This window comes from Epibacterium sp. HA2-3 (assembly GCF_055693725.2).
Genome location: NZ_JBVFUL020000002.1, coordinates 309,008 through 326,771, shown reverse-complemented (window position 1 = coordinate 326,771; position 17,764 = coordinate 309,008). Strand labels below are relative to the sequence as shown.

14 protein-coding genes and 1 riboswitch are annotated in these 17,764 nt (G+C 58.6%); of the genes, 8 read left to right on the top strand and 6 right to left on the bottom strand.

Annotation, left to right across the window (positions count from 1 at the left end; all coding sequences use genetic code 11):
* Positions 1 to 16: 16 nt before the first annotated feature.
* Positions 17 to 2,194 carry a xanthine dehydrogenase family protein molybdopterin-binding subunit gene (locus ACZ1HH_RS16040; RefSeq protein WP_472635326.1) on the bottom strand — a complete coding sequence of 726 codons (2,178 nt, stop codon included), beginning with the start codon at positions 2,192 to 2,194 and terminating at the stop codon, positions 17 to 19.
* Between the two features lie 5 nt (positions 2,195 to 2,199).
* Entirely contained in the window at positions 2,200 to 2,664 is a 465-nt protein-coding gene (locus ACZ1HH_RS16035; protein ID WP_011536847.1) for a (2Fe-2S)-binding protein, read from the bottom strand.
* Positions 2,665 to 2,978: 314 nt separating this feature from the next.
* Here ACZ1HH_RS16035 and ACZ1HH_RS16030 point away from each other — a divergent pair, with 314 nt between their 5' ends.
* On the top strand, positions 2,979 to 3,878 hold the full coding sequence (locus tag ACZ1HH_RS16030; protein ID WP_472635325.1) for an AraC family transcriptional regulator: 900 nt from the start codon (positions 2,979 to 2,981) through the stop codon (positions 3,876 to 3,878).
* A 45-nt stretch (positions 3,879 to 3,923) separates the two neighbouring features.
* Here ACZ1HH_RS16030 and ACZ1HH_RS16025 read toward each other — a convergent pair whose 3' ends face one another.
* A complete protein-coding gene (locus ACZ1HH_RS16025; protein WP_472635324.1) occupies positions 3,924 to 5,561 on the bottom strand; it encodes an alpha/beta fold hydrolase in 1,638 nt (545 codons plus the stop codon).
* 127 nt (positions 5,562 to 5,688) lie between these two features.
* Here ACZ1HH_RS16025 and ACZ1HH_RS16020 point away from each other — a divergent pair, with 127 nt between their 5' ends.
* The 4 genes from ACZ1HH_RS16020 to ACZ1HH_RS16005 all read left to right on the top strand — a co-directional run bounded on the left by ACZ1HH_RS16020 (position 5,689) and on the right by ACZ1HH_RS16005 (position 9,797).
* A complete protein-coding gene (locus ACZ1HH_RS16020) occupies positions 5,689 to 6,501 on the top strand; it encodes a hypothetical protein (RefSeq protein ID WP_472635323.1) in 813 nt (270 codons plus the stop codon).
* A 3-nt stretch (positions 6,502 to 6,504) separates the two neighbouring features.
* Positions 6,505 to 7,938 carry a VWA domain-containing protein gene (locus ACZ1HH_RS16015; protein ID WP_487320510.1) on the top strand — a complete coding sequence of 478 codons (1,434 nt, stop codon included), beginning with the start codon at positions 6,505 to 6,507 and terminating at the stop codon, positions 7,936 to 7,938.
* A 9-nt stretch (positions 7,939 to 7,947) separates the two neighbouring features.
* Positions 7,948 to 8,886 carry a hypothetical protein gene (locus tag ACZ1HH_RS16010; RefSeq protein ID WP_472635320.1) on the top strand — a complete coding sequence of 313 codons (939 nt, stop codon included), beginning with the start codon at positions 7,948 to 7,950 and terminating at the stop codon, positions 8,884 to 8,886.
* Positions 8,887 to 9,029: 143 nt separating this feature from the next.
* Positions 9,030 to 9,797 carry a substrate-binding periplasmic protein gene (locus ACZ1HH_RS16005; RefSeq protein WP_472635319.1) on the top strand — a complete coding sequence of 256 codons (768 nt, stop codon included), beginning with the start codon at positions 9,030 to 9,032 and terminating at the stop codon, positions 9,795 to 9,797.
* Between the two features lie 584 nt (positions 9,798 to 10,381).
* On the opposite strand, the gene ACZ1HH_RS16000 is transcribed toward ACZ1HH_RS16005, so the two are convergent.
* From ACZ1HH_RS16000 to ACZ1HH_RS15990, 3 genes are all read right to left on the bottom strand, one after another.
* A complete protein-coding gene (locus ACZ1HH_RS16000; RefSeq protein ID WP_472635318.1) occupies positions 10,382 to 11,782 on the bottom strand; it encodes a TRAP transporter large permease in 1,401 nt (466 codons plus the stop codon).
* Positions 11,775 to 12,452 (bottom strand): TRAP transporter small permease subunit, encoded by a 678-nt coding sequence (locus ACZ1HH_RS15995; protein WP_011536839.1) that lies wholly within the window; start codon positions 12,450 to 12,452, stop codon positions 11,775 to 11,777. The genes ACZ1HH_RS16000 and ACZ1HH_RS15995 overlap by 8 nt, the downstream gene beginning before the upstream one ends.
* 89 nt (positions 12,453 to 12,541) lie before the next feature.
* Positions 12,542 to 13,558 (bottom strand): C4-dicarboxylate TRAP transporter substrate-binding protein, encoded by a 1,017-nt coding sequence (locus ACZ1HH_RS15990; RefSeq protein ID WP_011536838.1) that lies wholly within the window; start codon positions 13,556 to 13,558, stop codon positions 12,542 to 12,544.
* 263 nt (positions 13,559 to 13,821) lie between these two features.
* Positions 13,822 to 14,024: riboswitch (cobalamin riboswitch) on the top strand.
* Positions 14,025 to 14,158: 134 nt separating this feature from the next.
* On the opposite strand from ACZ1HH_RS15990, the gene ACZ1HH_RS15985 reads away from it, so the two are divergent.
* From ACZ1HH_RS15985 to ACZ1HH_RS15975, 3 genes are all read left to right on the top strand, one after another.
* On the top strand, positions 14,159 to 15,385 hold the full coding sequence (locus tag ACZ1HH_RS15985; protein ID WP_416369967.1) for an aromatic ring-hydroxylating oxygenase subunit alpha: 1,227 nt from the start codon (positions 14,159 to 14,161) through the stop codon (positions 15,383 to 15,385).
* 5 nt (positions 15,386 to 15,390) lie between these two features.
* On the top strand, positions 15,391 to 16,458 hold the full coding sequence (locus tag ACZ1HH_RS15980; protein ID WP_416369968.1) for an FAD-binding oxidoreductase: 1,068 nt from the start codon (positions 15,391 to 15,393) through the stop codon (positions 16,456 to 16,458).
* A 229-nt stretch (positions 16,459 to 16,687) separates the two neighbouring features.
* Positions 16,688 to 17,758 (top strand): ABC transporter ATP-binding protein, encoded by a 1,071-nt coding sequence (locus tag ACZ1HH_RS15975; RefSeq protein WP_472635317.1) that lies wholly within the window; start codon positions 16,688 to 16,690, stop codon positions 17,756 to 17,758.
* The last annotated feature ends 6 nt before the right edge of the window (positions 17,759 to 17,764 follow it).

Genomic DNA, 17,764 nt, shown 5'->3' with positions numbered 1-17,764 from the left:
GCGGTGCATCTGTGCGTTAGGCGAAGGACACGCCGTTTTCGCTCATCGGGAGCTCTGCAACGCGAACATCCAACTGGGCGATCGCATTCGCCAACGCTGGCGCTGAGGGCGGAGTACCCGGTTCCCCAATGCCGGTCGGTGCTTCAGCAGACGCCACAATATGTGTCTCGATCGCCTTGATGTCAGAGATCCGAAGTGGCTCGTAGTCCGGGAAGTTGTATTGCTCCACCTCGCCACCATCGAGTGTGATCTGGTCCCGCATCGCATGACCGATGCCATACCCGATGGCGCCTTCGGTCTGGGCCCGGATGACATCCGGGTTTACTGCAATGCCGCAATCGACGGCAGCCGTGACCTTTTCGATCTGGATGCCATCGTCGGGTGTGCCCGACACTTCGACGACCTCAGCTACAAAAGATCCAAACGACTTGTGCACCGCGATACCTTGGACATTGCCTGCCGCAGGGTTGCCCCAGTTCCCTTTCTCGGCCGCGAGCTTCAGAACGCCAGCTTTGCGCTGCGCATCTTTGTTGCCGCCCTCAAGGTAGGCCAAGCGGAACTCGACCGGATCACGCCCAGCGGCCTTGGCGGCCATATCCATCATGACCTCCATCACATACGCGGTGTGCGTGTGCCCAACCGAGCGCCACCACAGCACGGAGGTGGCCTTTTCGGTGTCTGTCAGACCAACGGCCATGTTTGGGATCACATAAGGGTTGTCGGCCAGACCTTCGACGGTGGAGTGGTCAATGCCATCCTTGACGGCCATCGCTTCAAAGGCTGTGCCTTTCATGATCGACTGGCCTGCGACCTGATGCTCCCATCCGGTAATCTTGCCGTCTGCGTCGAGGCCTATCCGCACCTTGTGCCCCGTCGCCGGACGGTAATAGCCACCACGAATGTCGTCTTCTCGATCCCAGACCAGCTTCACCGGGCGAGAGCGATCGGTCATCACAAAAGCCAGACCCGCTTCCACCTGGTAGTCGGCATCCGGAGTTGCCCGTCGCCCGAAGGAGCCGCCCGCCAGCATCGTGTTGATGTGGATTTTCTCGGCGGGGAGACCAAAGATCTGCTGATAGGCCAAATGCGGGCCGGTTGGCATCTGCGCCCCATCATGCAGGACGATGTCGCCATCCGCTGTTTGTTCAATGGTGCAGTTCATCGGCTCCATCGGCGCATGGGCAAGAAGCGGGAAATAGAATGTCTTTTCCAAGACTTGCGCTGCCTCATCGACCGCCAAAGCGACGGCGTTTGTATCGGCCTTGTTCACATTGTACACTGGCGCGGCATCCAACGCGGCCATGATTTCGTCGCGGATTTCCTGCGAGGAGCGCGTTTCCGCAGCGGACATATCCCAGTCGACTTCGACTGCTGCCCGCGCCTGCATCGCAGCCCAGGTGTTTTCGGCGTAAACCGCAACACCATGTTTGGTGGGGAGCGGCAGTGCCATGATGAACCCTTTAACGTCCTTGGCTGCGCTGTCATCAAATCCGGCCACCACGCCGCCACGCTGTGGCGTGCGTTTGATCATCACGACCATTTGGTTCGGCAGATGCAGATCCATGCCAAACTGCGCCTGACCATTGACTTTGATGGCGCTATCCAGGCGTCGTGTGCTCTCTTTTCCGATGATCTTCCACTCGGATTGGTCCCGCAAACGTGGCGTTTCAGATGGAGCGATCTCTGCCGCTGCCGCGACAAAGTCTCCAAGTGGCGCGGACTTTCCACCGCCAGTCACCATGCCGTCTTGGATGTCCAAATCTGCGTTGTCCAAGCCCCAATCCTGCGCTGCTGCTTTGATCAGCATCTCACGCGCATTCGCACCAGCTGTGCGGTACTGCATCCAGGAATTGGCCATGGCGGTTGAGCCGCCAGTACCCTGAAAAGGACCAAACAAAAGGTTGTTGTAAACCTGCGGGTCGGAGGGGGCGAATTCGTAGCCAATCTGCTCCATGGTCACACCAAGTTCTTCGGCAATCAGCGTGGAGAGGCCGGTGGCGGGTCCTTGTCCTTTTTCAAAATGCTTGATGATCGCAATGACGTTGCCATCGCTGTCGATCTTCACAAAAGGATTCAGCATCGCATCCGACGACCCTGCAGCGGCAGCGCCGTCAGCTGTGGCCCCAACATAAAGCACCGCGCCTGCGGCGGCTGCGGTTTTCAGAAACCCACGACGGGAAATATTGGCAGTCATATCTCTCAAGCCTCCAGAATTTCCGCAGCGCGCAACACACCTGCGCGGATACGTTGATAAGTCGCACAGCGGCAGGCGTTCCCGTACATGTAGTTGTCAACGTCCTCTGCCGTGGGCTTTGCGTTTTCGCGCAACAGACCCACCGCGCTCATGATCTGACCAGACTGGCAATAGCCGCATTGAACCACGTCGAGCTCGCGCCAGGCTTGCTGGACTGCGGCACCAACCTTGTCGTCTTCCATTTTCTCGATCGTGGTGATCTCTGCACCTTCCACATCCTCGATATAGGTCTGGCAAGACCGGATCGGTGCGCCATCCATATGAACGGTGCAGGCGCCGCACGACGCAACGCCACACCCGAATTTGGTGCCGGTGAGCTTTAGCTCATCCCGGATCACCCACAAAAGCGGTGTGCCTGGCTCGGCCTCAACCGTGTGGGTCTCCCCGTTCAACTTTAGTGAAATTGCCATGGCTTTAGGTCTCCCAGTTGGCTACGAAAATCGCTTTTTAGGCAGCCTTTGTCTCTCTGCTGCCTCGGTTCCAATCTCGGCCCGTTTGGATCGATTGCGGCGTCAAACCCGTTGCCACGCAATATTCAGCGAGCAACACTTCACGTCCTTGGCACGCCAAGGACCTCCGGTCTTCGGTGTTTAACTTAGCGCGCCGGGGTTGGATTGCCTTGCCTGATCCTCCAAATAATCTGCCCAATTCTCCAGACTGGCCTCTTTGGGACTGCCAGCCGCTTGCGAAACGCCTATGTTCACAAGGCAAGGGAGGCCGCTGCATGGTACCTAAAAATCTGATCTCAGATGTGTTTGATCTGGTCGAGAGAACCGGAACACTTGGCGAAGGATGCGCTACGGGTGTCGATGGGCTGTTTGCCTTTGCGCAGACTAAGACCACCGAATGCGCGGCCGCGTTTTACGAGCCGATCATGTGTCTTGTATTGCAAGGCGCCAAGGAGGCCTATTTGAACGGACGTGTCGTGCGATACAGCGCCGGGGATACACTTATCGTCAGCCACGCCATTCCGGTGGAGTCCGCTGTCATGCAAGCAAGCCCGGATGCACCTTACACAGCGCTTGCATTGCGTTTGGACCTCGCGATGGCACGCAGCATGAATGACGAAATTGGTGAACGTGACGATAGCGCCAATGCCCACTCGTTGAACGCAGCGGCCTCCGATGCCGCGTTGATCGATGCCACGCACCGTTTGTTTAACGTGTCCAAAGACCCCGTCGAAGCCCGTTCGCTGGCGCCACTCATCCTGCGTGAAATCCACTTCCGGCTCTTGCGTGCACAACATGGCGGCATGCTGAGACAACTCCTAAACCAAGACAGCCCCGCGAGCCGCATTGCGCAGGTTATCGCGACCATGCGGGAGAACTTCAAATCAAACCTGCCGGTTGCAGATCTTGCATCGGAATGTGGCATGAGCCTTTCGGCTTTTCACGAGCATTTCCGCTCCGTGACAGCGACAACGCCCCTGCAATATCAAAAGGATCTGCGTTTGTTGGAGGCGCGCAGGCTCTTGGTTACAGAAAATCGCTCTGTCGCGTCCGCCGCCTATGAGGTGGGTTACGAAAGCCCTACGCAGTTCAGCCGGGAGTTTTCGCGCAAGTTTGGAATGCCGCCAAGCATGCACAAGCCAGCCGCCCCGCTGGTCCCCGCCCCGACAACTTGATCGCGAGCGCCGGGATGAGAGGTGTTCGATCTCGGATCTGAAAGCCTACTCAGGCCCGTCCTCGGTCACGGCGTGCAGCACATCAAGCCAGTGACTAAAAGGAAGGCTGTGGCCTGCGTGCTCAATCACGGTGAGGCTTGCGCCAAAGCTCTGTGCAAAGCTTTGCGCGCGGGAGAGCGGTACAATTTGGTCGGCCCCGCCATGTACGAGGTGTAACGGAGCGCACATCAGCTTTGCCTTGGCGCTCCAATCTGATGCGATCAGCCGACAATCATTGATGAAGCTGTCATTGCCCTGGGCCACATGAAAAAAGTGCCCCTCCCACATCAGGTCCAGGACCTCTGGATCGCAGCAGGCACGCAAATCAGCGGGCGCATTCCGGAATACAGTGTCAGCAAAGGCCTCCCGCCCCTCAAGACGCAGCTTTCGATCGCCAACAATCGAGAGGTAGCGCAGAAACGGGACGGAGGTCTTTGCGGCCAGAGCCAGAATGCGTTGTTGTGTCGGGGCGGCGGCAAAGTCGCGCATGCTCTGCATGGGCGGGGTAATCGCAAGGGCAATCACTCTGCGCAACCGCGCACCGAGCCCGCCCGCCGCGCAGCAGGCAAGTGCGGCGCCAGCATCATAGCCAACCAGCGTGATGTCCTTAAGATCAAGGCGATCTGCCAAGGTGCGGAGATCTTCGCCATAACGAGAGGGATCAGAGACAAGCGCGGGCCATCCATCTGAACTGCCATGCCAAGGACGTGCAGGCGCAATCCAGCGCAGACCGAGCCTGCCAAGTTTGGCTTCGGCGGCCTTGGGGAGGCGGTGGCCTCCGAGACAGCCGTGTAAGAAGATAATGGGCCGCCCGGTTGGGGAGCCGATGTCGCGATAGCTCATGCTCCGCCCATCCGGCAGGCGCAGGACGTGGTTTTGATCCTGCGCGCGCGTGGTGTCTTCTATCTGCGCGCTCGACACGCAAACAACACGGCCGAGGTGGAGCAGTTCAAGCGTGCCCGTGGTGCCCGTTTTGCGAAACATCGCCTTGATTTGCTGGCGAATGGTTTCAATGGACCGATCGCGTACCTCGGCCACCTCCTGTGGGCTGTGCCCTTCGACCAGCAGACCCAGTACTTCGTTCTCTGACGCAGTGAGTTCATAGAGCGCGCGCATCGCGCTGCTTGCGCCATCATGCCATGGAATGTCGACGCCAAAGCACTGCACCGTCTCGCGGCCTCCCCGCGTTTGACAGCGAAGCAGCATCGGTTTGCCAGTGTCTTTACGCGTGAGCCGGAGCACAGGCGCGTGGTCGCTCTGACCCGTGGCAAAGCGCTTGATCGCGCGGAGCGTATCTGTTGTCAGCTCGAGCGTGTCCAAGGGAGCGCCATCGCAGAGCCCCAACAGGTCCTGCGCTGCGGGGTTAGGCGAAATGACATGAAGTCGGCGGTCAAGATCAAACCTCGGGCACGGATCGTTGGGGTTCTCCTGAGTCAGCCCCGTTTGGGGAAGCGCGCCAATAATCGCCTCCGCCCGCACAACGTGGGTTTCGAAGTTGCTGCGCAAGGCTTCGAACCGACGCCGATGTGTATCGTTGTTGAGCCGCGTGTCAGCCAGCTCTAGGAGCACGGCAAACCCCTCCGTGTCGACGGCGGTAGCGTAGATCGAACCGATCAGCGAAGTAATATCGTCTTGGTGTTCCATGGCCCGAGCTGGCACCGCATCTAAACTCTTTTGGCACTTATAACCAAAACTGGTCATGAGCGGGTTCAACAAACGCGATAAGTCGGAGCGCATCAAGCCTGACAATGGTCCAAGGATTTTAGAAAAAATGCAGTGCGTTTTGGGTTTCACTGCGGGGCTGGCGCTCTTGCCTGCTTCGGTTTTTGCAGCTGAGTGTTTGCCAGCCTCCGTACATTTCCCAGCAGATGGTCCGGCAGAATATCTCGTGCCAGACGCTGATGAGGCAGCCCTGCGGGCCCAAACCCATGGCGCTGCGCCACGAGTGGATCATGTGCTTGTAACCCATGAAGACGAGGGCTACTGGGTGCCGCGCACCGAGCTGGATGCTGCGCAGGTCGTTTTGGGCACAAGCGCCGAGAGTTTCCGCTATCGTGGCCCAGACCATTGCGCCCCGACAGACCTGCCACTGGACCCACTGGAGGCGGAGATTGCACCAACCGAGGATAGCGCGCCCGTGGCCGCATCAGGTCTTCAGCCGCAATCGGGGCTCTGGAAACTCGAAGCCACACCAGTGCAGTTTGAGGGCTGTCCAGATGTGATTGGCCAAAGCATGGCGGGCGGTATGGCCGCGCTCCCTGCAGAGGCCACAACGCCGCAGCACCTGACATTTCAGACACCGTTTCATCCCAGCCAGCTTCGGATGCAGCAATACGCCTCCAGCTGGCGGTCGACCGCACCCAATCAGTGGGTCACCCGCGCGATGGAGGATGTGTTTTCCCAATCACCTGCTTACGGCGGCAAGCGATCCTACATGGAATGGACGCTCACGGTTCATGACACGAGCCGTATCTCGCACCGTTCGGAACTCTATGTTGTCATGCCTCCCGAAGCTGTCGCCGCGTTCAAGACCGATCATTGCGCAGCAATTTCGACCGGCCATTGGATCCGGGTGGGAGACTGAGCCATGCAACATAAAATCATGACAGCCGCCATCTGTGCCGCACTCGCCGCGCCTGTTGCTGCGCAAGACCTGACCCGCAGTACTTTGGTGTTGGATGCCTCTGGGTCGATGTGGGGACAGATTGACGGTGTTGCCAAGATCGCCATCGCTCAGGACGTGATGCAGGACCTTCTTAAGACACTCCCAGAGAACCAAGAGCTCGGCCTGATGGCCTATGGACATCGGCGCAAAGGCGATTGCAACGATATCGAACAGTTGATCGCCCCTGCCGCGGGATCGCGGCAGGCCATTTCACAGGCGGTCACGCGGATCAGTCCAAAAGGCAAGACACCGCTCTCTGCGGCGGTGATGCAAGCCGCTGACGCTTTGCGATCCAGTGAGGAGAAAGCAACCGTCATCCTCATCTCAGATGGCGAGGAAACTTGTGGGCTTGATCCTTGCGCAGTTGGCGCAGAACTCGAAGCGCGCGGTGTGGACTTTACCCTGCATGCGATTGGCTTCGGCATCGCGGATGACGCAGCGCGCGCGCAGTTGCAGTGTTTGGCTGAGAACACCGGAGGTTTCTACCGGGACGCGTCGAGCGCATCTGAATTGACGGCGGCTTTGGCACAGGTAGCGGTGACCACATCCACGCCCGACCCGGCATCGGCTACTTTGATGGGGCCTGCTAGGGCACAGGCGGGTCGGACCATCGACATCATCTGGCAGGCCCCCAGCGAAGAAGGCGACTGGATCGGGACCTTGGCCCCCGGCGCCGATGTCGGCGCATTTTCCTCACGCATTGGGGTCGAGCACGGCAACCCTGCGCCGATGCCAACCCCGCCGCAGGCGGGTACCTACGAGATCGTCTATGTGCGCGCCGAAACCGGAGCCGTCCTTGCGCGCGCGCCGCTTGAAGTAACGCCCATGGTCGCGTCGGTCACAGCGCCATCTACGGGTCTCACGGGGGGGACTGTGACGGTCACATGGCAAGGGCGCGGATCAGAGAAAGACTTTATCGGCATCGCCCCAAAGGCCGAGGGTTTCCCGGCGATCACCTTCTATTTCGAGACCACTGGACCAGAACAGCAGGCCCTGCGCCTGCCATCGCAGCCGGGCGACTACGAGATCGTTTTTGTTGCCACGACCGATCCATGGACCGTGCTTGATCGCACCTCGATCACATTGTCAGATCCGGATTTGTCGCTGAAAGCGCCAAGTCAAGTGGCTGCAGGCCAGGACTTTGCCGTGTTGTGGAACGGGATCGCGCCAAACCCTGCGGATTATATCGCGCTTGCCAGGGCCGGAGACGACCTGCCGCATCTCGTCAGCTATGCGCATACCGAAAGCCACCTGACCCGCCTGACCGCGCCAGAGGAGGCCGGTGCATATGAGTTGCGCTTCTTTTATGCCGAAGGCGACCGCATCGTGACCGCTCAGCCGATCATCGTCGACTGAGGAGACACCATGAAATTCATAAGCAAAATCCTCGCCCTCTTCGGGGCGAGAACAGGGCGTATTGGTGCGATGATACGGGCGTCATTGTCGGTACTGGGGTCCGATTTGCAGGTGTTTGTTCCGTTTCTATGTCTGTTCGTTCTCAAGGCCGGACGTGGACTTCTGGCGCTGGTGATCCTTTATCTCGGGTTTGTGACCCAGGATTGGGAGAGGCTCTTTCCGTTGATGCTGGTGTTCATCATCTATTTGCCGGTGGAAATGATACTCCAGACATTTTTGCAAGCGGCCATGAGTCAGATGGCGCGAGATACGCTGATTGAGGGCCACATCAACAGATTTGCCATCGTCAAAACGCTCTTGGGAAATCTTTTTTCCCTGCTGTTCATCGGTTTTGTCTCTTATCTTTTGCGCCGTGCATCAGAGAGCAAGCAGAGTGGGTTTCTCGGTTTTCTGGTGGCGATAGTCGTCTTTGTGGTGGCCGAAGTCTGGGATTTGGTGTCCAATTTCGGTATCTCCGCCATCGTTGTGGAACGAGCGGGCGTCAAAACCTTGGTCGCACGGTTGAAAGAGCTGCGCAGTCATGTGCCTGAGACGCTTGTTGGTGTGATTGGCATTGATCTCGCTGGCGGCGTTGCGCAATCCCTGTTTGCGGGGGGCGTCGTACTGGGGCTCTTTGGCGGTGGTGCCGTGGGCTATCAATTCGCGACCAGCCTGCCGGATGCGTTTCTGGCACATTTTGGCGAGATCCCGGTCAATACGCTGCCCACATTGTCGCTGCTGGCACTGAGTTTTATTCTGTCTGCCGTGATCGCTTCGGCAACGGTCTTGGCCAAAAGCCTATACTTTACAAGTCTCTATCTGTTTGTCGTGCACAAGGGCGAAGTCCCAGACGACAAGCTCCCCGCACTGGCGCGGATGCTGCAAGACGGAAAGGATGCCTCCTCCTAAGCCCAACTGCCGAGTCTAACGGCGTAGGGCTCGATTCAAATGCACTGAAAAAGACCAGATCCAACTGGCAGCGCGTAAACGCAAATTTCGGATTTTCAATGCAACGGTTCCCTCCTATCGACCTTGTCTTATGGAGTAGCCTGATGAAACGCACGCTCACCGCCCTCTCTTTTGTTCTCATGGCTCTCGCGCCTGCAGGGTTCGCCGACCCGATCCGAATCGCCACGGGCGAATACGCGCCAATGACTGGAGAAGCCCTGCCCAATGGGGGCGTGGTCAACGGGTTGGTCGCACGTCTGGCAGAAGATGCCGGGATCGAAATCGCATTTGAGTACATGCCATGGAACCGCGGTCTCGAGCTTACCCGCGCGGGCCAGCGCCACGCCGCAAGTTATTGGAGTGATCTGGCGGATCAGAGCGGCCTGATCGAAGTGGGGCCGGTCTCCAGCGAGCGGATCGTGTTCTTCTACCGCAAGGACAAGCCATTGCCGGAATGGACCAGCCTTGGCGATTTGGCGGGCCAAACCTTTGGTGCCACGCTGGGCTATCCCTATTCCGAAGAGTTTTGGGCCTTGGGTGAAAACGGAACCTACAACATCCAAACCGCGCCAAATGACATCTCGAACTTCAAGAAGCTCCTCGGCGGTCGCATTGATGCGTTTGTCATTGATGAGTTGGTTGGCTGGGACATGTTGAACCAGAATTTCTCGCCGGAAGACGTCGCACAGTTTGCCGCGAGCGAGATGCCCGTGACCGAGACACTGGCCTATCTGCAAGTCTCCTCAGAGATTGAAGGAGGCGCCGATATCGCCGCGAGATTGCAGGCTGCCTACGACGCGTTGCAAGCTTCTGGCGAGCTGGCCGCAGTCAAAACCGCCCTGAATTCAGAGGCAGGCATTCCTGCAAACTGATCTAATTTGGGGTAGGGAGTGATACTCTCTACCCCGTTTGATCACAGCATTGCGTTGTGCCCTGGCGCCTTTCTTAAGACGCTTCGATTTGGTGCGTGCAGCGGATATAGCCTTGGGCGACGTATAAATTCGTGAAGTTCGAATGCGCGCCGTGGTGGCAGTGCTTCATGCCGCAGGGTCTACTTGCTGCTAGTATCTAAATTTGTTCTCATGTGTGCAGAAGCTGCTCTTGCCCAAGGAAAGTGGCCGTAAATCTTGCTGCGCATCGCGCAGTCAGAATTCGTTGAGCGCTTCACGCTATATCATTGGCTCCTTCCGGGTGGGTGCAATCGAAGACACATCGATGAAGGGGCTTTTATCTATCCTGATGATCGCGTCGGCGGGCGGTGAGCATCGCGCAAGGGCAATGCGAAAATAGTTCATATTGTCGCCTGTCGTCGAAACCGGGTTTCACACGTCGACCGGAAAAGACCTCGTAGCCGGAATGGCGTCGGGTCAAATCTGCCGCGCCCCCAGTGCAAAGGACACTCCATCCGTTTTCGCACTGAGGGCGCAGATTATTTGCCTGTAGTGGGACCTAGTCCCTAGCCTGCCAAGCTTGGGAGCCACAAGACAATGGCAGGAAAGGCCACCAAGAGCGCGATTGTCACAGCGTCTGCGATGAAGAACGGGATCACGCCGCGGAACACGTCTTGTACTGACAAATCGTCTCGTACCCCCGCTACAACAAAGCAATTCAGCCCGATTGGGGGCGTGATCAGACAGAACTCCGCCATCTTGACCACCAGGATGCCAAACCAGATCGCGCACATTGGGCCGGACATGCCGAAGGCAGAATCCGCAGCCGAGACCATCTCGCCCCCGTTCAACGCCATGACGGCCGGGTAGACAACAGGCAGCGTCAGAAGAAGCATGCCGATGGCGTCCATGAACATCCCAAGAACCGCATAGGCAAGCAGAATACAGATTAGGATCAGCATGGGCGAGGCCGAGAGGGTCGAGATCCAGTCGGCGAAGGCCGAAGGCAGATCTGCAAAGCCCAGAAAGCGCACGTAGATCAAAACACCCCAGATGATGGTGAAGATCATAATCGTGAGTTTGGCAGTCTCAAGCAGCGCATCCAGCAGTTCGCGCATCCGCATCCCGCGCATTAGCGCGACGAGAAAGACGATGAAGGCGCCGACAGCGCCGCCCTCGGTTGGTGTCCCCCAGGCTTCGCCAAATGGGTTGTACACAAAGAAGATGATGATCACGACAACCGCAAAAATCGGCAGGGCAGGTGGCAAGGACAGCAGGCGTTCGCGCCAGGTGAAGCCGGTGACCGGTGGGCCGACCGTCTTGAAGATCATCGCGATGGCGATGATCAAGCCCGCGTAGACCACGGCCGAAAACGCACCGGGCACAAAGCCGGCCAGCAAGAGCTTGCCCACATCCTGCTCAACAATGATTGCATAGATCACGAGGATGGCAGAGGGCGGGATCAGAGAGGCGAGGGTGCCGCCTGCGGCGACCACCCCAGCTGCAAAACGCTTGTTGTAGCCAACCGCCAGCATTTCCGGGATGCCGATCCGGGCAAAGACCGCAGCGGTCGCAACCGATGCGCCCGAAACGGCGGCAAACCCTGCTGTGGCAAAAACGGTGGATACCGCAAGGCCCCCGGGTACCCAGGCAACCCAGCGCTTTGCGGCCTCAAACAGTGCCGTGGTCAGGCGGGCGTAGTAGGCGAGGTAACCAATCAAAATAAAGGTCGGGATGAGACTGAGCGCCTGGCTCGAAACCTTTGAGTGCGGTACTTGGCCCGCAATTTTTACACTAATTTCAACAGCTTTCCAGAAACGCTCCGGGTTATAGTCAAAGCCGTTCCACCGAAGCCACACAAGACCCACAAAGCCCGCAAGCCCGGCGGCAAACGCAACCCGCATGCCCAGCACAACAAGCACCATCATTCCGGCGGTGACCCAGAGGCCGATTTCGATATCAGTCATTGCCGACCTCCTTGAGTTGCTCCGCCTCAGCAGCGGCTTGCTCGGCGACGGATTGGATGAGCGGTACGGCCGCAGGGCTCTGGAGTCCCAGAACGAAGGCGCGGGCATAGGCCGTCATCTGCAACAGGAGCCGCGCTGAGAGCACAGCCAAGGCAACCGGCACCACCAGCTTGGATGGCCAGATCGGCAGGCCGATGTCGATGGAGCTGTCGCGCGAACACAGCGGGCGGGCGCAATCAAACGAACGGTCGAAATGGGCCCAGGAGCCCCAGACCAAGGCGATCACCAGCACCAGCATGCAGAACACGGTGATGAATTCAAAAAGCCAAAGCGCGCGACCCTTTAGCCGTCCCACGAGGATGTCCATGCGGATGTGGGAACCTTCGCGTTGCACATAGGAGACGCCCAGGATGGCGATCAAGGGCATCAGTGCTTCGATATAATCCACATAGCCGGGCAGGGGGCCGTCCATCAGGCCGATCTTGTCGAAAAATGGCGCCAGAAATGTCCGATCCAACTGACGGCCGGCCACGGAATATGCGGCCAGGAACATGAGTGAAAAGGCCGCAAGACCGCTCAGAATTGCTGTGACGCGCTCAATGGGCAAAAGGGCCCGATCCAGCTTTGACAAAATGCTGGCATCGCTGAGCACGGTTGATGAACCTGCCATAGCTTCCCCCGATATGTGATTATTGGTGAGATACGCAGAAGCCCGGACCAATTGGTCCGGGCCGTAGGCCATAGGCCATTGCGTTCAGATCAGCTGCCGTTGCGGTGATCTGCGAGCGTTTTCTGAACCAGATCATAGAGCTCCTGACCCGGCAGGCCCTGTGCTTCCATATCCTTGATCCAAGCGTCGCGGATCGGCTCAGCCGCAGTAGAGCGGAATTCTGCGAGCACCTCTTCCGAGATCTCGACCTTTTCGACGCCTTTTTCCTCGAGAACGCTATCCCACTTCTTCAGCAGCTCGCCGTAGTTCGCCAGGTAGTGATCCAGCGCTTCGGCAACCGAGCTGTCCAGCGCTTCGCGCTCGGCGTCAGAGAGGCTTTCGTAAGCGTCAATGTTGACCACAACCGGGCAGTTCACGGTGCCGGGGTTGAGGTTAGCGGTCCACCAGTCAGCGCGGTTGATGGTGCCAAAGCTCAGATGCGCATGTTGTGCGAACGCTACGGTGTCGACCACACCGGATTCCATCGCCTGATAGGCCTCGGTCGCGGTGACGGAGGTCGGAACGGCGCCAACAGCCTTGAAGGCTTCGCCGATACCGCCGGTTGCCCGCACGCGCATGCCTTCGAATTCCGCCAGATCATCACGCACATCACCGGTGCCGACGATATTATATTGCGGCATCGGCGAGGTCATGAGCAGCTTTGCGTTCCACTGCGCCATTTCCTCGGCTGCGGCGGGGTGGTTGTAGACCGCGCTAGAGACCGCAACCTCCTCTTCGAGGTTGGAAATGCCCAGGAAGGGCAATTCAAGAACGGTAATCACGCGGTTTTTGTCGCGGTGATAGCCGGCGCAGAACTGCGCCATCTCAAACGCGCCAATCGAGATCCCGTCGAGATTCTCGCGGTTTTTGGACAGTCCACCATAGCTGATGTTCATGGTGAATTCGCCGTCGGTTTTCTCGGACACCAGTTCAGCGAGCTTTTCGACGTGCTCGGTAAAGGCGCGGCGTTTGCCCCAAACCGAGACATTCCACTCTGTGGCCATGGCTTCTGCCGCAAAGGCAAAGCTCACGGATGCAACAGCGGTAAGTCCCAAGAATTTTTTCATATTTTCCTCCCCAGTCGGATTTTACCGTATTTGTTTATGTGCGGCAGGATCACCAAATTGAGTGGCTTTGCCAACCCCAAACTTCGCGCTGGTTTGGCAAAGCTCCGATGAGCGCGCTCCGGCCTGCGTCTCAGAAATGCGTCGATGGGCCAAAGGTTCAAGAGGCTGCGCGATCCATGCATGTTTTTGCGGATGTGAGGCGGGCTTGTCTCGAACTCAATAAACAACGTCGCAAATTGGAGATCGGGCGCGGCAAATCTCGATACAACTCTGCCCTACGAGGTGCTGTCCGGGCTTTCCGGACGGAGAATTGGGAAGCCGGTGCGATTCCGGCGCTGCCCCCGCAACGGTCATGGGATTCGCGGGCGTAACATCTGCCACTGGGAGGAGGACCCGGGAAGGCGTTGCGCTCCGACCAGCAGGTCACCCCCAGAGCCCGGAAACCAGCCTCGGCAGATATCGTCAACCGCGGGCGGCGGTTTGGGCATCTTGAAAAGGACGCGGGCACCTCCCTCGCGGCCTCACGGGATCCCATTGCCGTTTGCACTCTACCAACAGGGCGAAGGTTCACATATGTGAACTTTGTCACGGAGCCAGGAAATGCACAGCAATATCAACACGCTGATCGCTAACCACCGCGCAGGACATGCACTTGATCAGGCGTTTTATACCGATGCCGAGGTGTTTCAGACCGATCTTCAGGAGATCTTTTACAAAGAATGGCTTTTTGCCATTCCCGCCTGCGAGCTGGACAAGCCAGGGAGCTACGTCACCCATCAGGTTGGCAACTACAATGTCATCATCGTGCGCGGTGCAGACAATGTCATTCGGGCTTTCCACAATGCTTGTCGTCACCGTGGCTCGGTGATCTGCAAGGCGAAGAAAGGCAACAACCCTAAGCTCGTCTGCCCCTATCACCAGTGGACTTATGAACTGGACGGTCGTCTGCTGTGGGCGCGTGATATGGGGCCTGATTTCGAGCCGAGCAAACATGGGCTCAAGACGGTCCACTGCCGTGAGCTTGCTGGGTTGATCTATATTTGTCTCGCCGATGAGGCCCCGGATTTTGAACGGTTTGCCGAGGTCGCCCGCCCCTATCTGGAGGTTCATGACCTCTCGAACGCCAAGGTCGCCCATGAAAGCTCCATCGTGGAGCGCGGCAACTGGAAGCTGGTCTGGGAGAACAACCGCGAGTGCTACCACTGCGGCGGCAATCACCCCGCGCTCTGCCGGACCTTCCCGGATGATCCCTCCGTGACCGGCATCGAAGGTGGCGAGACCCCGAGCAATTTGCAGGCTCATTTCGACCGCTGTGAGCAGGCCGGGATGCCTTCGGGGTTCCACCTCAGCGGTGATGGCCAGTTCCGTGTCGCGCGCATGCCCCTGAAAGAAGGCGCTGAGAGCTACACGATGGACGGCAAGACCGCCGTGCGTCGCTGGCTGGGCCGTGCAGCCTTTGCGGATGCGGGCTCGTTGCTCAAGTTCCACTACCCGACCACTTGGAACCACTTCCTGTCGGACCATTCGATCGTGTTCCGAGTCACGCCCATCAGCCCCACGGAAACCGAGGTGACGACAAAATGGCTGGTTCACAAAGACGCGGTTGAAGGTGTGGATTACGATCTACAGCGGCTCACCGAGGTTTGGATTGCCACCAATGATGAAGACCGCGAGGTTGTGGAGTTCAACCAGATGGGGATCAACTCGCCGGCCTATGAACCGGGGCCCTATTCCCCGACCCAAGAGAGCGGCGTCCTGCAATTTGTGGAGTGGTATCTCTCCACCCTCAAACGCAACAGCGGCCCACACGCCGTCGCAGCGGAGTGACCCTGATGCCCAGAAACAGCGAACGTACCGTCTGGACTGATGCGGAGATGCTGGAATGCGTCTCCATCATTCCCGAAATGGACAACACGGCATCTTTTACCTTTAAGGCGCCCTCGGGGGCCCTGTTTGAGTATGACGCAGGCCAGTTCATGACCTTGGAAATTCCGGTGCCAGGTGGGCCATTGCACCGGACCTACACGATCTCCTCTTCGCCCTCGCGGCCGCGGACGATCACCATTACCGCCAAGGCGCAAGCCGACAGCATCGGCACCCGCTGGATGCTGGACAACCTGCGCCCTGGCAGCCGCATCAAGGCGCTTGGCCCTGCGGGACTCTTCACCAACGCAGGAAGCACGGCGAAGAAATTCCTGTTTATCTCGGCGGGCTCTGGCATCACGCCGATGATGTCGATGACCACGAATATGTGGGATGATGGCGACAATCTTGACATTGTGTTTGTGAACTGCGCCAAACGGCCCTCCGAGATCATATTCCGCCAGCGGCTCGAGCAAATGGCGAGCCGTTCCGAAGGGTTGGATCTGAAGTTCGTGGTCGAGGAACCGGATCCCTATCGCCCCTGGACCGGCTATCAGGGCATGTTCAACCAGCTGATGCTGGGCCTCATGGCGCCGGACTATCTGGAGCGCGAGGTCTATTGCTGCGGGCCGGAGCCTTTCATGCAGGCGGTGCGCGACGCACTGGCGGGTCTTGGCTTTGACATGGATAACTACCATCAGGAGAGCTTCCATGCGCCGGTCGAAACCTCTGCCGAACAGCCGGACTTTGACGACGTGGTGCCTGATGATGACACCAAGGCGGAGGTAACCTTTGCAGCCTCGGGCGTGACCGCAAAAGTCGCGGAGACCGACACCATTTTGGCAGCGGCGCGCGCAAATGGGCTCAATATCCCCTCAGGCTGCACTTTTGGTGTCTGTGGCACCTGCAAGGTGAAGAAAACATCGGGCGAGGTGCATATGGTCCACAACGGGGGCATCTCGGATGATGACATCGATGCGGGCTATATCCTCGCCTGCTGCTCCAACCCAATCGGCAAAGTCGCAGTCGACATATAAGGCCTCGCGCAAGGCACGAGGCAAAACGCCGCGTCCCATGTTGGGCGCGGCGTTTTCCATTGTGTCGGGCGCGTATGAGATCCTGGACGAGTTGTCGCATTACATTCATATGAAGCGCTTATCAGGTTCATATGAAACTAAACGATTCATCCACTCGCCAGAGACACCTCGGAGTATTTTGCTCTTCTGACGCCCATATGCCTGGCGTTCGTCATGCAGGAGGTCGCCCATGACTGCGACTGCACAGGGGCAGGCCATCGCACTCGAGCAGGTGCGCAAGGTTTGGGGCGAGACTGTCTTGCTCGAAGGTCTCAGCCTTGACGTTCCTGCGGGATCATTCACTGCGGTGCTGGGTCCGTCGGGATGTGGCAAATCCACGACGCTTCGCATCATAGCAGGCCTTGAGGCGGTGACGACGGGGCAGGTTCGGATCGGGAACCGCGATGTGACCCAGATGAGCCCTGCGCAGCGTGGCATTTCCATGGTGTTTCAGTCCTATGCCTTGTTTCCCCACCTTACCGTTGCGGAAAACATTGTTTTTGGTCTGAAGGTTGCAGGGCTGCCGCGACGCGAGCGTCAGCGCCGTCTGAAGGATGTGGCCGACCTTCTCGAACTTGGCCCCTATCTCGGACGTAAACCTGCGGCGCTTTCAGGAGGCCAGCAGCAACGGGTGGCCCTGGGGCGGGCTGTGATCTCGCAGCGCCCGGTTTGCCTGATGGATGAGCCTCTCTCCAATCTGGACGCCCGATTGCGCGACGAGATGCGGCGTGAAATCCGCCGTCTGCAGCGCGCGCTCGGTTTCACGATGGTCTATGTGACCCACGATCAGACCGAGGCGATCACCATGGCTGATCGCGTGGTCTTGATGAACAAAGGCCAGATTGAGCAAGTCGCCGCCCCGGAAGAGATCTACAACCGTCCCGCGACGCCCTTTGCGGCGCGGTTTATCGGTAACCCGCCGATGAATCTTCTGTCTCCTGCAGCCTTTGGGGCGGCGCTTGAGGCCGCGCCCGAGAGTCTTCGGATCGGGGTGCGACCCGAAGCACTCACGGAATCCGCCCAAGGCCCGATCCTCGCGGAGGTCAAAGGTGCGGAATTCCTCGGCGCGGACACTCTGGTAGAGCTGACCTGCGCAGGCGGCGACATTTTGGCCAAGTTGCCCGGCACACGCGGTCTTACCCCCGGCGAGACGCTGAGATTGGCGGTTCCGCCCGAGCAGATCCATGCCTTTGACCTGACCCGGAACGCGCGTCTGGAAGATCCAGGCCTGATCGCGCGTCTGCAGGAGATTCACTCATGAGCCGTG

Excerpts from the sequence above, each read along its gene's own strand:
- ACZ1HH_RS15980 (WP_416369968.1), top strand. The coding sequence starts at position 15,391 with ATGCCCAGAAACAGCGAACGTACCGTCTGGACTGATGCGGAGATGCTG.
- ACZ1HH_RS16035 (WP_011536847.1), bottom strand. The coding sequence starts at position 2,664 with ATGGCAATTTCACTAAAGTTGAACGGGGAGACCCACACGGTTGAGGCC.
- ACZ1HH_RS16040 (WP_472635326.1), bottom strand. The coding sequence starts at position 2,194 with ATGACTGCCAATATTTCCCGTCGTGGGTTTCTGAAAACCGCAGCCGCC.
- ACZ1HH_RS15990 (WP_011536838.1), bottom strand. The coding sequence starts at position 13,558 with ATGAAAAAATTCTTGGGACTTACCGCTGTTGCATCCGTGAGCTTTGCC.
- ACZ1HH_RS16015 (WP_487320510.1), top strand. The coding sequence starts at position 6,505 with ATGCAACATAAAATCATGACAGCCGCCATCTGTGCCGCACTCGCCGCG.
- ACZ1HH_RS15975 (WP_472635317.1), top strand. The coding sequence starts at position 16,688 with ATGACTGCGACTGCACAGGGGCAGGCCATCGCACTCGAGCAGGTGCGC.
- ACZ1HH_RS15985 (WP_416369967.1), top strand. The coding sequence starts at position 14,159 with ATGCACAGCAATATCAACACGCTGATCGCTAACCACCGCGCAGGACAT.
- ACZ1HH_RS15995 (WP_011536839.1), bottom strand. The coding sequence starts at position 12,452 with ATGGCAGGTTCATCAACCGTGCTCAGCGATGCCAGCATTTTGTCAAAG.
- ACZ1HH_RS16025 (WP_472635324.1), bottom strand. The coding sequence starts at position 5,561 with ATGGAACACCAAGACGATATTACTTCGCTGATCGGTTCGATCTACGCT.
- ACZ1HH_RS16000 (WP_472635318.1), bottom strand. The coding sequence starts at position 11,782 with ATGACTGATATCGAAATCGGCCTCTGGGTCACCGCCGGAATGATGGTG.
- ACZ1HH_RS16005 (WP_472635319.1), top strand. The coding sequence starts at position 9,030 with ATGAAACGCACGCTCACCGCCCTCTCTTTTGTTCTCATGGCTCTCGCG.
- ACZ1HH_RS16010 (WP_472635320.1), top strand. The coding sequence starts at position 7,948 with ATGAAATTCATAAGCAAAATCCTCGCCCTCTTCGGGGCGAGAACAGGG.
- ACZ1HH_RS16030 (WP_472635325.1), top strand. The coding sequence starts at position 2,979 with ATGGTACCTAAAAATCTGATCTCAGATGTGTTTGATCTGGTCGAGAGA.
- ACZ1HH_RS16020 (WP_472635323.1), top strand. The coding sequence starts at position 5,689 with ATGCAGTGCGTTTTGGGTTTCACTGCGGGGCTGGCGCTCTTGCCTGCT.